Source organism: Acinetobacter sp. WCHA55, assembly GCF_002165305.2.
GTDB lineage: Bacteria > Pseudomonadota > Gammaproteobacteria > Pseudomonadales > Moraxellaceae > Acinetobacter.
In genome coordinates this window covers 811,505-826,488 of sequence record NZ_CP032286.1, presented here as the reverse complement: position 1 = coordinate 826,488, position 14,984 = coordinate 811,505, and the positions used below count along the sequence as shown (strand labels likewise).

The 14,984-nt window shown below is 40.2% G+C and carries 17 protein-coding genes, 1 pseudogene and 1 riboswitch; of the genes and pseudogenes, 11 read left to right on the top strand and 7 right to left on the bottom strand.

Annotation, left to right across the window (positions count from 1 at the left end; all coding sequences use genetic code 11):
• Positions 1–14: 14 nt before the first annotated feature.
• Positions 15–617: a GDYXXLXY domain-containing protein gene (locus CDG62_RS06755; RefSeq protein ID WP_087526351.1), complete on the bottom strand. Its 603-nt coding sequence runs from the start codon at positions 615–617 to the stop codon at positions 15–17.
• The gene (locus CDG62_RS06750) at positions 614–2,398 is read right to left on the bottom strand and encodes a DUF2157 domain-containing protein (protein WP_087526352.1); all 1,785 of its coding nucleotides are present in this window, start codon (positions 2,396–2,398) and stop codon (positions 614–616) included. Before CDG62_RS06750 ends, CDG62_RS06755 begins: the two co-directional genes overlap by 4 nt.
• Positions 2,399–2,660: 262 nt before the next feature.
• Positions 2,661–2,823: riboswitch (FMN riboswitch) on the top strand.
• Between CDG62_RS06750 and CDG62_RS19735 the strand changes: the two genes are divergently transcribed.
• Positions 2,808–2,936, top strand: a complete 129-nt coding sequence (locus CDG62_RS19735; protein WP_265936532.1) for a hypothetical protein — start codon at positions 2,808–2,810, stop codon at positions 2,934–2,936. (Overlaps the previous riboswitch by 16 nt.)
• Positions 2,929–3,588 carry a 3,4-dihydroxy-2-butanone-4-phosphate synthase gene (gene ribB / locus CDG62_RS06745; protein ID WP_087526353.1) on the top strand — a complete coding sequence of 220 codons (660 nt, stop codon included), beginning with the start codon at positions 2,929–2,931 and terminating at the stop codon, positions 3,586–3,588. Before CDG62_RS19735 ends, ribB begins: the two co-directional genes overlap by 8 nt.
• 60 nt (positions 3,589–3,648) lie before the next feature.
• On the opposite strand, the gene CDG62_RS06740 is transcribed toward ribB, so the two are convergent.
• On the bottom strand, positions 3,649–4,263 hold the full coding sequence (locus tag CDG62_RS06740; RefSeq protein ID WP_087526354.1) for a LysE family translocator: 615 nt from the start codon (positions 4,261–4,263) through the stop codon (positions 3,649–3,651).
• Positions 4,264–4,339: 76 nt separating this feature from the next.
• Positions 4,340–4,825 (bottom strand): DUF1289 domain-containing protein, encoded by a 486-nt coding sequence (locus CDG62_RS06735; protein WP_078389134.1) that lies wholly within the window; start codon positions 4,823–4,825, stop codon positions 4,340–4,342.
• Between the two features lie 180 nt (positions 4,826–5,005).
• On the opposite strand from CDG62_RS06735, the gene CDG62_RS06730 reads away from it, so the two are divergent.
• The 4 genes from CDG62_RS06730 (at position 5,006) to CDG62_RS06715 (ending at position 7,578) form a co-directional block, all read left to right on the top strand.
• A complete protein-coding gene (locus CDG62_RS06730) occupies positions 5,006–5,938 on the top strand; it encodes a rhodanese-related sulfurtransferase (RefSeq protein WP_087526355.1) in 933 nt (310 codons plus the stop codon).
• Between the two features lie 215 nt (positions 5,939–6,153).
• A complete protein-coding gene (locus CDG62_RS06725) occupies positions 6,154–6,453 on the top strand; it encodes a hypothetical protein (RefSeq protein ID WP_087526356.1) in 300 nt (99 codons plus the stop codon).
• Between the two features lie 78 nt (positions 6,454–6,531).
• Entirely contained in the window at positions 6,532–7,146 is a 615-nt protein-coding gene (locus tag CDG62_RS06720) for a DedA family protein (protein ID WP_087526407.1), read from the top strand.
• Between the two features lie 18 nt (positions 7,147–7,164).
• Positions 7,165–7,578, top strand: coding sequence for an ABZJ_00895 family protein (locus CDG62_RS06715; RefSeq protein WP_087526357.1), 414 nt, complete (start codon positions 7,165–7,167; stop codon positions 7,576–7,578).
• A gap of 24 nt (positions 7,579–7,602) precedes the next feature.
• Here the strand turns inward: CDG62_RS06715 and CDG62_RS06710 are convergent.
• From CDG62_RS06710 to CDG62_RS06700, 3 genes and pseudogenes are all read right to left on the bottom strand, one after another.
• Positions 7,603–8,494: pseudogene (locus tag CDG62_RS06710) on the bottom strand (LysR family transcriptional regulator); the annotation flags it as partial.
• 70 nt (positions 8,495–8,564) lie between these two features.
• Positions 8,565–9,089, bottom strand: coding sequence for a YecA family protein (locus CDG62_RS06705; RefSeq protein ID WP_087526358.1), 525 nt, complete (start codon positions 9,087–9,089; stop codon positions 8,565–8,567).
• A 70-nt stretch (positions 9,090–9,159) separates the two neighbouring features.
• Positions 9,160–9,369, bottom strand: a complete 210-nt coding sequence (locus CDG62_RS06700; RefSeq protein WP_087526359.1) for a PA3496 family putative envelope integrity protein — start codon at positions 9,367–9,369, stop codon at positions 9,160–9,162.
• Between the two features lie 433 nt (positions 9,370–9,802).
• Between CDG62_RS06700 and rpoD the strand changes: the two genes are divergently transcribed.
• The 5 genes from rpoD to CDG62_RS06675 all read left to right on the top strand — a co-directional run bounded on the left by rpoD (position 9,803) and on the right by CDG62_RS06675 (position 14,735).
• Entirely contained in the window at positions 9,803–11,689 is a 1,887-nt protein-coding gene (rpoD, locus tag CDG62_RS06695; RefSeq protein WP_086208111.1) for an RNA polymerase sigma factor RpoD, read from the top strand.
• 124 nt (positions 11,690–11,813) lie between these two features.
• Positions 11,814–12,101 carry a YbeD family protein gene (locus tag CDG62_RS06690; protein WP_086208112.1) on the top strand — a complete coding sequence of 96 codons (288 nt, stop codon included), beginning with the start codon at positions 11,814–11,816 and terminating at the stop codon, positions 12,099–12,101.
• Positions 12,102–12,280: 179 nt separating this feature from the next.
• Entirely contained in the window at positions 12,281–12,940 is a 660-nt protein-coding gene (lipB, locus tag CDG62_RS06685) for a lipoyl(octanoyl) transferase LipB (RefSeq protein ID WP_087526360.1), read from the top strand.
• Between the two features lie 129 nt (positions 12,941–13,069).
• Entirely contained in the window at positions 13,070–13,549 is a 480-nt protein-coding gene (locus CDG62_RS06680; RefSeq protein ID WP_416232141.1) for a hypothetical protein, read from the top strand.
• A gap of 1 nt (position 13,550) precedes the next feature.
• On the top strand, positions 13,551–14,735 hold the full coding sequence (locus CDG62_RS06675; protein ID WP_087526362.1) for an iron-containing alcohol dehydrogenase: 1,185 nt from the start codon (positions 13,551–13,553) through the stop codon (positions 14,733–14,735).
• Positions 14,736–14,984: the final 249 nt, after the last annotated feature.

Here is a 14,984-nt window from a genome sequence, read left to right as displayed (position 1 = left end):
ATCATACCATTGTATCAAATTGAAGCAGAACGAAATCCGCTCAACCAATCCCGTTTACGCTCACAGCCTAAATCTTGTAGCTGATCACCCTTCAATGCCATGAGTATCGCATTGCCCTGCTCATCGACTTTAAACTCAGCATATTCTGCCTGCTGATAACAATCGGCTAAACCTTCTGCAAATAAAAAACTTCTCGACGCAGGATAAAGCCCGTCATAGCGATTATTCGGGTTTTGTAAAATCAGTCGAGCTGTCCGAACATTTTTAGGCGACTCAAAATAGCTATGGATCACGCGCCTATGTGCATCGAGTTCAACATAAGTCAGCACTGAAGACTTGTTGTTAATCACTTCATCAAAATAATGACCTGAAAAAATCTGATCTTGCTGATTGATGTTGGCTTGGTTGTTACTTTCTGGGTTTGAATTCTGTGGCGCAAAATAAAGTTGATAATTTAGTGCCATATAATCACCCTGAATAATCGAACGCGGGTCTACAGGTTGCAAACGCACATATATGCTTTGACTATGGTTTATGTGCCATTCATTTTTAAAGATTAAGCCTAAAAATACCGCGATGCTAAGTAGTGCCAAAACAAGAGGAATCATTTTTTTCATACCCCAAACTCCTCTTTTTGCTTAAATATAGTCAAGCTCAATGTCAGTAGGAGCAACATCAGCCCTGACAAAAACATGCTTAAACTTTTAATCAGAAAGGTCACATCGAGGGAATAATATAAAAACCCTAAAATTACAGCGAAAGTTGCCAGTGCAAATCCATAGATCACTTTATCTTGTGTTTTTAATGCCCATGAAATGATGGCCAAACAAATAAAAATATCGAAATAGCCATAAAAAATCAGTCCTGCTGCGAAAGCAACCAAAATGAAGTGCGCAAATAAATGAAACTGCTTTTGAATATGCAAAAAGACAAAAAGTACAAACCATAAAATCGGCAAGCCAAAAGCCAATATCGGAATGTGCTCAATCTTCGCTAATTCATATTTTCCAAATAAAGTATAAAAGCCCATGGAAAATAGAATAATCCCTAGTGTCGCAAGCAATACACTACGTTGATATTCAGTTGGCTGTATGAATTTTATGGCCAGAATTGCCATATAAAAAACATAATTCCAAAGTGCTAAATAGACAAAATTCTCAACAAAATTATGCCAACTGAGATGTGCATTAATATCCCAAATACACGCCACACCTGCTGCATATAAACCCAAAATTTGAACAAAAACAAAGAACCAATGTGTACGCATAAAATAGGCGAGTGCAAGCATCACCAATTGTAAAAATAGAATAGGTATAATTTGATTCATCAAATCAACGGTGTGAAAAATCACCGCAATTTGTCCTGCAACCCAGAGACAATAAGCAAATTGTCTTAAAAACAAACTTTGTTTAGCTTTCAACAAATAAGCCGCCAAAGCTACAAAGACAATACCCATAATTAAAGAGAAATTCCCCCAAAAGGTCAGCATCAACGTGGCAAAAACGATGCCCGCAATCCAAGCTCCTACCGCAAGTGGTATAGCATTGAAGCGACTATGTGGAATAAATTTAATTAAAAGATAAGTGATGAAAGCAAACCACGTAAAAATAATCAGTGCGATAAAAAATAATTCAAAAATTTCATTCTGACCAAACCACTCCGTCACCGCTTTCACAATGACCAAGGTAAAGCTAATGCCCAAGCCAACGGCTGAAAGTGCACTACACAACTGGTCTTTATTTTGATAATAGTAAGCCAGTGAAATGCCCAACAAGAGAAAAGACACGATGAAATAAAGAATATTTTTATCCGCATAGAGATACATCGCCATATGCCAAACCGAGAGAATGGCAAACCACAGCAAGAATAAATAACGGAGTTTCGAATAATATTTATTGCAGAAATAGAATTGAATCAGTGCAAATACATGAATACTGATTAAGAAAAGATCTGGATATTGATCTCCCCAAAAAGTTTGTATAAAAAACAGAAACAGCGCCAATTGACTGGTAATACATAAAAGGAAAAATACCCCGATATTCGGACGATATAACCACGGTAAAAGCAGCACAGACCAAAGTAGAAATAATAAATAGCTGTCAGCACCCGTTTGATAAATTTGACCAATCACAGCCAGACTTAAACCAATCATCAAACCACATATACTATGTAAACACTGCACTAGAAAATCATGTTTTGTTAAGCACAAACTGCAAACCGCACTGAGGAATAATAATATCTGGGGAATAGCCAGTTGAATATTCTTTGGCAACATAAACCAATTGGCAGCAACCAAATACAACATACTGACCGCAATGAGTGTAAAACCAAAAACTTGAAGATGCTTGATGAAGGACTCAGCATTCCAAGGATAATCGTATTGTTGAATTTTAATCAATCCTACCCCCTCTCTTATTTTTTATCTTGATCATTTCAAATCATTCAATCTGTAAAAAACGTCTTATTCATGTTTATGGTTCTTTGCAAGTATTCATTTTTAAACATTAAACTCATACTAAGTGAAATCATACACAGAGAGTGTTGGTCTTTAGCAAACCAATAACATAAACAACCCTATAGCAAAAATTGTTCTATGTATAAAACTGATCATTCTAAAACTCCCCCTGTTTTTCTAAATATTTAGCACTATAATGGGCCTACATCGCTTCAGGGCGGGGTGCAATTCCCCACCGGTGGTAAGTTCAGTTGAATGACTCAGACTGAATCAGCCCACGAGCTAGCCAAGCAGAAATCATCTGTTTGGCTCGCAGATTTGGTTCAATTCCAAAGCCGACGGTATAGTCCGGATGAAAGAAGACGACGTGACCAATAGAATCTCAGGTGCAAACCTGCGAGGATTTATTGCTACGCCAATTTTTCAAAGTCCTGAAATGTTCAACCGTACTTTAATTTTACGCGAGCGTTTCAATGTCTAGTTTGACTCAACCCGAAATTTTCTTTTCAGCCCTTTCTCCAGCTGAACAACGTATCCAACAAGCTTTAGAAGATATCCGCCAAGGTAAACCTGTTTTGGTGATGGATGACTTTGACCGTGAAAACGAAGCCGACCTCATTGTGGCTGCCGAAACTCTCACCGTCGAAACAATGGCACGTATGATTCGTGATGGTTCTGGCATTGTCTGTTTATGTCTGACTGATGAATTGGCCGATCACTTAAAGCTTGTGCCTATGGTGTCAGATAACTCGAGTCAGTTTAAAACAGCATTCACTGTAACCATTGAAGCTGCAACTGGCGTGACTACTGGTGTGTCTGCACAAGACCGCACTACCACAGTCAAAGCCGCGATTAAGGATGGGGCTATTGCCAGCGACTTAAACCGCCCCGGTCATGTATTCCCACTTCGTGCACGCCAAGGCGGTGTGCTCACCCGTCGTGGTCATACCGAAGGGACAATTGATTTAGCACGTTTAGCAGGCTTGAAGCCAGCAGGTGTCTTGTGTGAACTGACCAATGCCGATGGAACTATGGCCTCTGGCATTCAAGTGTTGGCATATGCGCAAACGCATCAGTTGACCGTGATCACCATTGAAGAATTGGTGCAGTATCGCATTAAACGCGGAGTCTAATTCTTAAGCTCCCAATACAAAGCCTCCCTATTGGAGGCTTTTTATGCAGTACCATCGACATCAAGCAAAGACAGTATAAATACCATAGAGCGCAATGCTGACCAATATCGCGCCACAAACACCTAATAACTTATTGTACAAAGCGGACTGCGAGAGTTTATTAAAACCCAAATAAACCAAAGACAAGGTGCTGAAGTCTAAAATAATCCAGAGAATGGTCAATAGTACAAGGCTGACATCAACATCACTGGTTACCCCGATGAACTGTGGGAAAAATGAAGCAAAGAAAATAATATCTTTCGGATTTGAAATACCCACCAAGAAACCTTGCTTAAAGCCACCCTGCACTGCCTTTAGTTGCACAGGCGATGTTTCTGTTTCTTGTGCAATTGCTTCTTTTAAAATTTGAAAGCCAAGATAGCCAATATATACGCAGCCTAAAACTTTAATGGCATTTAGCCAATGCTCTGCAATGTTTAAAAAGCCTTTTAAGATGAGTACAGACAGTACTATGAGAACTAAAGAGGCTAAATTCGTCCCAAAAATGGTTTTTAAGGCTTGTTTATATCCACCTTTTAGACCTGCACTGGCAACCAACAACATCACTGGGCCAGGTGTTGCAATCATGACCACCACAGCCGTACAGTACAACACCAGCTCAAATACATTCACCATCAAAAAACTTTCCCCTAGTCACTCTCGCAAATAGCTTATGTATGCGGAGTATTCTTTTTATTCAAACCAAGAGGACTTATTCGTCCTCTTCCATATGGATGAGATGTTGTCGAATTGCATCAGCACGCAAAAAAGCCAAATCATAACTGGCTGTCGCAAGTGCAAGAACACGGCGTTCAAACTCTTGCCAAATCGGTTTCACTTGCTGCGCTTGAATACCTAAACCACTTTCTTCAGTAAAGTTCTTATTTTTTTCACATACTTTTAACGCATGATAAAGCTTCCGCCCTTTTGATGCATCGGGACGTAAACGAACGCGTTTGGATAAAACAAAAGCTTCGACTTGCTGCACATCTGCAAAAGGCAACATCGGCACCAAAATTTGATCTAGTTGTGCATCTAAGCGTTGCCAAACTGAACGATGCTGCTCCGAAGTGTAGGTATTCCACTGAATCACTTCATGATTAAAACGACGACAACCACGACACACAGAATCACCAAATACCGTTGAACAACGCCCTGCGCATGGGGTCAAAGAGGCAATTCGACGATCTGTACTCAAAACATACTCCTGTTAATAAACGCACTAAAACAAAACGGATTTTGTCTTCGGCAACTGAATATACACGCTCACCTACAACTTGAGAAGCCATTTAAAATGTTTACTTATCTCGCATCTTGATTCAATTCCATGTAAAATGTGGGCCTTAAAATTATCTATCAAAATACATTGGAGTACTCCATGAACGCTACTGTAGAACAGCTTGCACCTGTAGAACAGCAAGCGACGACTGGTTGGGTTGTTGCCGCACTTTATCAATTCAAAGAAGTTCAAGATCCTGCTGATCTGCAACAACGTCTTTTAGACTTGGTAAAAACCATCAACCTATGTGGTACTCTGATTGTTGCTGGCGAAGGTATTAACGGTACTGTTGCTGGTGATCGCGCTTCGATTAACACTATTCATCAGTTCCTTCTAAATGAAGGTTTCAACGATATGGAATACAAAGAGTCTGACAGTGCAGACAAACCATTTCGTAAGATGAAAATCAAACTTAAAAAAGAAATCGTCACTTTAGGTGTAGAAGTTAAACCACGCGATTTAGTCGGTCACTACCTTGATCCGAAAGAATGGAATGAACTGATTGCACGCGACGATGTCATTTTGGTCGATACCCGTAATGACTATGAATACAAAGCAGGAACGTTCAAAGGTGCCATTGACCCGAAAACGGAAACCTTCCGCGAATTCCCTGATTATGTAAAACAAAACTTAGAACAGCACAAAGATAAAAAAATTGCGATGTTCTGTACAGGCGGTATCCGCTGTGAAAAATCTACATCATTACTTCTTCAAGAAGGGTTCAACGAGGTTTACCACCTTAAAGGTGGAATCTTAAAGTACTTAGAAGAAACCCCTGCTGAGGAAAGCATGTGGGAAGGTGAATGTTTCGTATTTGATGGTCGTACAGCTGTCACTCATGGTGTCGAAGAAGGTTTAAACATTAAATGCCATGCTTGTGGTTGGCCACTTCTTCCAGTAGAAGCTGAAGAAACCAGTTATGAACACGGTGTATCATGTAAATACTGTATTGATAAAACCACAGAAAAACAAAAAGAAGGCTTCCGTATGCGCCAGTCACAGATTGCTGCAGCTAAACGTAAACGCCTTTAAAAATCATTCAGATTATTTCAGTCAAGAATAAGCCCTCAAATGAGGGCTTATTCTTTTATCCAGTTAGCGTTTTTTAAAAATATTTAACAATTTTGTCACAAAATTAAGATCAATCTGAGTCATACTGTATAAATAATAAGCTAAAATGAAGTATTAAAGGTCTCCACATAACAATAAAAATGACATGCCTAAACGACGAAAATAGGATAATTGCCATGCATAAAATAATCATGCCACGCCATCGCACACTGATTCGCAATGCCGCAGCAAACAGGATCGAGCAATATCACAATACTAGCTTCAACCAAGTCAAAGCCAAACTTGAGCAACGCACACATTTATTTATCGTAGTTTTAGGCATGTTGATTGGTTCAAGTATCGCGCTCGGCATTGGTTACCATTTAAGCTCAAATCTCTTAAATTATATGTTGCTTAGTTTAATCCCGATTGCGTTGGCCTATAGCTTACGTAAAGTCTACATCCACACCCTGACCCACACCCGTTTTGATGAATAGAAAACAATACATTTCAATTCTTTACCCACATGCGATAAGTCCTTAAGATAACTTATCGCATTTATTTTTATGGGCTATATGAACCTGACTGCATGGATCATCTCCGTCATGGAACAACTGGGTTATTGGGGAATAGCCTTACTGATGTTTCTTGATAATGTTTTTCCGCCTATTCCTTCTGAAATTATTATGCCTTCGGCAGGTTATGCTGCATCTCAAGGTGAGTTGGTATTAGTTGGGGTCATTATTGCAGGATGTATTGGTTCACTCTTTGCCGCAGCAGTGCTGTATTGGATCGGTTATCAATTTAAACAAGAGTACATTTTCAGATGGGTCGACCGCTATGGTAAATATCTGTTTATCAAATCCACCGATGTGAAAAAATCCTTAGATTGGTTTGAGCAGTATGGTCACCGTATTGTATTTTTTGGTCGTATGATTCCTGCAGTGCGTTCACTGATTAGCATCCCTGCGGGGATGAGCCGTATGCCCTTTTGGAAGTTCATGTTTTATAGTGGACTCGGTACAATTATCTGGACAACATTTTTAGCAACAGTCGGTTATTACTTTGGTGAAAACCAAGCACTGATGCATCAAATTTTTAGCAAAGTCGGTTATGTCATTATTGCCATTGTCGCTGTGATTATCCTTTGGTTTTTATATCGCAGGCATTTGCGTAAAACACGCGGCTAATTTATTTTGGGGAAATACATGAAACACTATTTACTGCATTTTGCGGCGGTATATAGCATTGCTTTAGTGCTATTAATCACGGTACTAATCTTTGGTTTAAACCTTGGCGGTTTAACCTTAATTCCGACCTTAGTGGCTTGTTCACTGATTAGTGTCAGACACTTCGTAAAAATAGAACATCGTGTTCCAAACAATCATGAAAAAATTCAACTGGTTTGGGGTTCAAGTGCTGTCGCAATTATCGTTGGTAGTTTCTTTGTGCTGTTTTTAGTGCTGATAAATCCCAATGCTGAAGCCATTATGAAATCCGTCGATAATGCTGGCATTGGACTTACCGCTGTCGTTATGCTGTGTATGGTCGCGATTCATGGCGCTATTTTTCATATTGCCTATGGTTGGTATGCAGACTACTGTTTAAAAAAATTGTCCTAAAAAAAAACCTCACTTGAGGTATTTTTATACGTCAACCATAACCATCGCATGCCTCACGTGATTAGTGGTTTGAGCGGAAAGTACCCTTAACTTTGTTTGGCCGACTCTCATTTCTTCAATCAACCAATCTTTAAAAATGACTTTATGCGGATCATCCTCAAAAGGAGATGCGAAAAGCAAATAATACGGAGCCATCTTGCACAATCGGAATAAACATGACTAACATTTGAAAATCGAGCTCTTTTCAACCATATAGGCTGAAATCAATGTCGCACCTAAACCCGCTAAACATGCCTCGATACACAAATAGAAATGTTCCAACCTTACTTTTTTTTTAAATGCGTAAACTGCGCTTTATATGCATCCTTAAATTGTGTCCCAATTTTAGGTCGCGAACTGGAAATAAACAACTGAGACATCGGGGCTAAATGCTTGTGACGTGATACATAAACCATCTGTTCATCTGCCATTTCTTCCCTATAAATAACCTTGACACACTCAAAATCATTACGTCTTAAAGCTAAGTCGATGTTTTGCACTTTAAAATGTGCTTCTCCGCCACCCGTTAACAAACTGATATTAATCTCAGGATAACGTAGCTTAAATTGAACAAAGCGCGGAATCAGCCATTTCATGGCAATGGTTGGCTCACAGGATAAGATTAAGCTCTTCTTCTGATTCTTCTTTTCTCTTGTCATTTGTACGAGGCACTGATCAATCTGGGGAAATACCTGCTCACAACAATCAAGCAGCGTTCGACCATTTCTCTTCAGCTGTAACTTTTTGCCGTCACGAATAAATCAACGATTCCCAGTGCCTCTTCCAAATTTTTTAACTGTTTGCTGACAGCACTTGTAGTGACAAAAAGTTTTTCAGCAGCGATAGTGACACTGTCACAGTGGACAACATAATAAAAAACGTCCTCTAGGGACGCTTTTTATTTGCTTACTAATGCCTGCGTCGCTGATGCCACGATACAAGAACAATTATGCTGGTGTATGATACATGAGATAAAGTTCGTTTAAGTTCTCTGGAATTTCTTCTGCAAGCTCATCCATTAACTGACCATTACGACGGAAAGTTTCCATCTGTGGGTCTTCTTCATCAATCCCACTAAACACCATAATAGGTAAAGTAAGATCGACCAGTTGCTCTTCAAACTCCGGCGTGAACCATGCATCTTCATTGAGGAACATTGCATCGACAAAACCAACGCTCCAATCCCCTAAACTTGACTCAACATCTGCCTCTTCAATTTCAAAAGGAAACTCAATTCCCTCTTCATTGGCAAGGTTTTGACGAATAGACTCAAGCCAAGCTTTCACTTGCACGATGATCTCGGCAGGCACTTTCTTTTGATTATTATCAAAAAGTTCATCCAACCATTTTGCAAAAGTAGGGCCAACTGCAATTGCACACAAAAAACCATGAGTCGCTGCAAAATCTAGACCATACTCATTTTGGTCACCATCTAGATATTCACTCAATAAGTCTAAATCTAAAGCACTCATTTCAAATCCAAATTCAGAAACTGATTAGGGCATTAGCATAGCATTTTCAGACACGATGCTACATCTGATTTTAGTCTTCTTTGTCGTCAAAATCGTCGTCATCGTCGATGTCGTAATCAAAATCTTTTAGCTCACGTTCCAAACGGCGCTGTGCAAGAAGGTCATCAATCAGGCGACGTTTTTCTAATGATTCTTTCGCACTAATTTTACTTGATGACTCATCAAAATTAACATCATCATCAGCGTAGTTATCATCTAGTTCAAAATCTGTAGAAGACACTAAAACTACCTCATAGTGAAAAAATGTGAAGGGTCTTAGGCGCTATTTATATGGGTTCCAGAACCTTGTCAAGTTTTATTTGCATTTAGCGCAATTAATTTGATTTTTAGTCTTTATTTCTAACCATTTTTTATGGCATGATATAATCCACCCTGCGTCTTTGTAGTTTACGACTTTAAATGGTCACATAAAATCCAAATCTTTCAGATTTCAAATTTGGGTTTTGAACTTGAGCACGCTAGGGATGAACTTGAAAACAACAAATTCACCCCCATCTAAATCACTGAATTTATATTTTTAATATTTTATCAGGCAGCTTTTTGCTGACTATCCCTGATGGAATACGCAGTTATTTACAAATAAGTTTATGAAGCGAATTGTGCCCAGATGCACAGTTTTCCACTGCCACAGATTCAACGAAGAGTAAGCAAAGATGAGCGATATGACTTCCCCTACTTCACAAGTAGCGGCTCTGATTAGCCGAGGCAAAGAGCAAGGTTACTTAACTTACGCTGAGGTTAACGATCATCTCCCAGACTCGATCACTGAAAGCGAACAGATTGAAGACATTATTCAAATGCTTCAAGACGTCGGTATTCCTGTGCACGAACGTGCGCCTGAATCTGATGATGCAATGTTTGAAGGTGGTAATGAAGCTGCCGATGAAGTTGCTGAAGAAGAAGCCGCTGCTGTTCTTGCTTCTGTAGAAAATGAGCCTGGTCGTACCACTGACCCCGTCCGTATGTATATGCGTGAAATGGGTACTGTTGAACTGTTAACGCGCGAAGGCGAAATCAGTATTGCAAAACGTATTGAAGAAGGGATTCGTGACGTTCTTCACTCGATTGCTTACTGGCCAAATGCGGTTGAAGTGGTATTACAAGAATACAAAGATTATGAAGCAGGCGAACGTCGCCTTGCAGACATCCTTTCAGGTTATTTAGACCCTGAAACCGATGAAGACATTCCAGAAGTCCTCGAAGAAGAGTCTGAAATTGATGACGAAGAAGAATCTTCGAGCAAATCAACCAAAGATGTGAAATTGGATGATGACGAGGAAGAAGAAGAGTCTGAAGGTGATGATGATTCTGAAGGCGAGTCTGGCCCAGATCCTGAAATTGCAAAAGTTCGTTTTGACGAATTGGCAGCCGCTTGGAAAAATACCCAAGCGGTAATCGAAAAGCACGGTCGTTCAAGCAAACCAGCTGAAGATGCATTAGAAGCACTAGCAACTGTCTTTATGATGTTCAAATTTACACCTCGTTTATTTGACATCATTTCAGAAATGATTCGTGGTACACATGAACAAATTCGTACCTCTGAACGTGAAGTAATGCGCTATGCAGTTCGCCGTGGTCGTATGGATCGCACGCAATTCCGCACCTCTTTCCCAGGCCAAGAATCAAACTTTGCTTGGTTGGATGAACAAATTGCGAAAGCGTCACCAGATCAAAAAGGCTATCTTGAAAAAGTACGCCCTGACGTTTTAGCGTTCCAACAAAAAATTGCAGACATTGAAAAAGATTTGGGCCTTGATGTTAAAGGCATCAAAGACATTTCAAAACGTATGGCTGTAGGCGAAGCAAAAGCACGCCGCGCGAAAAAAGAAATGGTAGAAGCGAACTTACGTTTGGTAATTTCGATTGCGAAAAAATATACCAACCGTGGCTTACAATTCTTGGACTTGATTCAAGAAGGTAACATCGGTTTGATGAAAGCGGTAGACAAGTTTGAATACCGTCGTGGTTATAAGTTCTCGACTTATGCAACGTGGTGGATTCGTCAGGCCATTACTCGTTCGATTGCCGACCAAGCGCGTACCATTCGTATTCCAGTACACATGATCGAAACCATTAACAAGATCAACCGTGTATCACGCCAACTTCTACAAGAAATGGGCCGTGAGCCTACGCCTGAGGAATTGGGTGAACGTCTGGAAATGGACGAAGTTAAAGTGCGTAAAGTGCTGAAAATTGCCAAAGAACCAATTTCGATGGAAACACCGATTGGCGATGATGAAGATTCGCATTTGGGTGACTTCATTGAAGACAGCAACATCACTTCACCTGTCGATGCTGCAACGTCTGAAGGCTTAAAAGAAGCGACACGTGAAGTGCTTGAAAACTTGACTGAGCGTGAAGCGAAAGTTCTAAAAATGCGTTTTGGTATCGACATGCCAACTGACCATACTTTAGAAGAAGTAGGTAAACAGTTTGATGTAACGCGTGAGCGTATCCGTCAGATTGAAGCGAAAGCATTACGTAAGCTTCGCCACCCTTCTCGCTCAGAACACTTACGTTCATTCTTGGAAAACGACTAATTTATATGGACGCGATGGAGACTTGAAATTTTATCATTTGTCTCCATTATGTCTTTAAGCGCAACACCTAACGCCTGCACTTTCGCAGGCGTTTGAAATAAAGGGGGGACTGACGCTCATGACTATGTTAGACCGCACACCATCTCGTGAATTACAAGAGCATCTTTGGGTATTTCCTATGGACTACCCAATTAAACTCATTGGCCTTGCTGGCGATGACTTACGTGTTGCTGTAGTTGAAATTTTAGTAAAACATTTTCCAGAGTTTGATGCTGAATCGGTTCAAACTCAGCCATCACGTACAGGTAAATATCACTCTTTGACTGCACAATTGCGTTTTGAAGAGTTAGAACAAGTGCATCAGTTATATGCAGACCTTGCTGCTTGTCCGTTAATTAAAACGGCACTGTAATTCAAATGATGTATCAATGAGACACGCTTACGAGCGTGTTTTTTTGTGCCTAAATTTTTGATTTCTTGATTTCTTGATTTCTTGATTTCAGCTTATTCACTGAAGAAATCTCCCTACACTCTAGATCTTTTCTTTATAATTTCACGCATACTTTTTTGTTTTATAAGGACGCAAGTGCCGTGTCAGATGTCGTTCTCAAACCACAACTCATTATTCGTCAGTTTGATTGCCTAACTCCCTATGCTGACCGCTTTGTAGAAATGAAGACATTGACTGAACAACGTGATGTGGATACGCCTGATGAACTTTGGATACTGCAACATCACGACGTACTCACACAAGGCCAAGCTGGAAAACCTGAACACATCCTCATGAGTAGCAACATTCCTGTTGTTCAATCCGACCGTGGTGGTCAAGTGACATGGCATGGTCCCGGTCAGTTGGTTGCCTATTTTATGTTTGACCTCAACCGTCTTGGCTGGAACGTCCGTACCTTGGTGTCTTATGCTGAAAACCTAATGATTGAGTTACTCAAAAAATATGAGATTGAAGCCTATGCCAAAGCTGATGCACCTGGCGTCTACGTTGATGGACGTAAAATTGGCTCACTAGGTTTTAAAATACGCAAAGGTCGTAGTTATCACGGTTTATCCTTAAATATTGACTGCGATTTGTTCGGCTTTCAGACCATCAATCCATGTGGTTATGCAGGTTTGGAAATGGTGCGTATCTCAGACCTCAAAACCGACTACCCGTGTTTTGAAAACTTATGTGCCGATATTATTGAAACTTTAAAGCACAGCGGTTACTTTAAAGATGTTCAAGTACAGCATGTATAAAGGCTTTGCTTTTCATGGAAAAATAAATTAGAGTATTTACTCTAAACTAATAATTATTTTTAGAAAGGACAGCGAGTGATTAACCTCAATTCAGTGAAACCCGCTCTGCAATTAACCTATGTCAAACTTATGATGGATGTGATTGGCCGAGGATTGGTCATGGCCAGCCAAGTCGATAGTGAAATTCAGCAAGAGGTTGCAAAATTTCCAGCAAATTTCACTCTATCTATGAATGTTTTTCCAAATGGTCCTGCTTTTTTAGCCAAAGTGACCAAAGACCATCAACTTGAACTGCTGACACCTGGCAGTCTAAAAGCAGATTTAACGATTACATTTAAACATTTAAGTCATGCTTTTTTAGTATTTTCATTTCAAGAAAGTACAGCACAAGCATTTGCACATGATCGTATGATCGCAGATGGCGATATTTCTTATGCAATTCGCCTCGTCCGCTGTCTAAATAAAATGGAATCCTTGATTTTGCCAAAAATGGTTGCAGAACTTGCAGTCAAAGAATACCCAACAGAACTGAGCTTAAAAGAAAAACTCACAGGCGCTGCAAATATTTACCTCAAAGTAGCCCAATCATATTTAAAACGGAGTGCATAACATGGCGAAGCCTTATTACGAATTTTTTTGTCCTGTAAAAGTGATCGCTGGTCATGCTGCTTTGGAACACATTCCGTTTGAACTTGCAACATTAGGGGCAACCCGACCTTTAATCATCACTGACAAAGGCGTACGTGCCAACAATTTACTTGCACCGATTGAAGCCGCTTTTGAATCTACCGATGCAGTGATTGGCGCAATTTTTGATGATGTTCCGCCTGATTCAAGCTTAGAGACGGTGCGTAAAGCGGCTAATTTATACCGTGAACACCAGTGTGATGCGATTATTGCTGTCGGTGGGGGTTCGGTGATTGATACCTCTAAAGCCACCAATATTTTGGTGTCTGAAGGTGGCGATGACTTACTCAAATACTCTGGTGCACACAACCTACCTAAGCCACTTAAACCCTTTTTTGTGATTCCAACCACGTCAGGCACAGGTTCTGAAGTTACCATGGTTGCGGTGGTGTCTGATCCAGAGAAAAATGTCAAACTACCATTTGCATCATACTATTTAATGCCACATGCTGCGATTCTTGATCCACGCATGACCCAAACCTTGCCACCACACTTAACTGCGATGACCGCAATGGATGCCATGACCCATGCTGTCGAAGCCTATACTTGCATGGCACATAATCCAATTTCTGATGCCTATGCTACGGCTGCAATTAAGAAAGTAAGCAATCATTTGTTCAATGTGCTGGATAATCCAAGCGATGCTAACGGGCGCTTAGAATTGGCTCAAGCCTCGACCATGGCAGGTATTGCATTTTCAAATTCAATGGTGGGCCTTGTACACTCACTTGGACATGCCTTGGGTGCAGTTGCCCACTTGCCGCATGGACTATGCATGAACCTATTCCTACCTTATGTGCTTGAATTTAATAAGGAAGTAAATGGAGACAAGATTGCAGATCTCTTGTTACCGCTTGCAGGGCCAGATATTTATGCGCAGACTCCTGCTCACTTACGTGCAGACAAAGCCATTAGTACATTACTCACAATGCGTGATCGCTTATTCACATTAACCAAATTACCGCGCACGTTGAGTGAAACAGGAAAAGTGACGTTAGAACAACTCGATGAAGTGGCAGAAAAAGCCCTCAACGATGGTTCAATTATTTACAACCCGAAAGAAGCCAGCTTAAAAGATTTAAAAGCAATTTTAGAAAAAGCTTGGTAATTAGCATAAAATCAGCCAATATAGCGACAATTTTAGCCTGATGCTTTTTTAAACATCGGGCTTTTATTTGCCATAAGGAATAATGCTTTCCTTATACCTATTGGCATAAAAACTGCTAAAAAATCTGAAAAAGTTACTGACAAAAGCAGCCAAATTAATGTAGATTGGCGCACTTTTGAAATTAAACACAGGGGGGATCGTTCGTCTCAAACGATCCTTATTAAATATGACTGATCCTTGATCAACGAT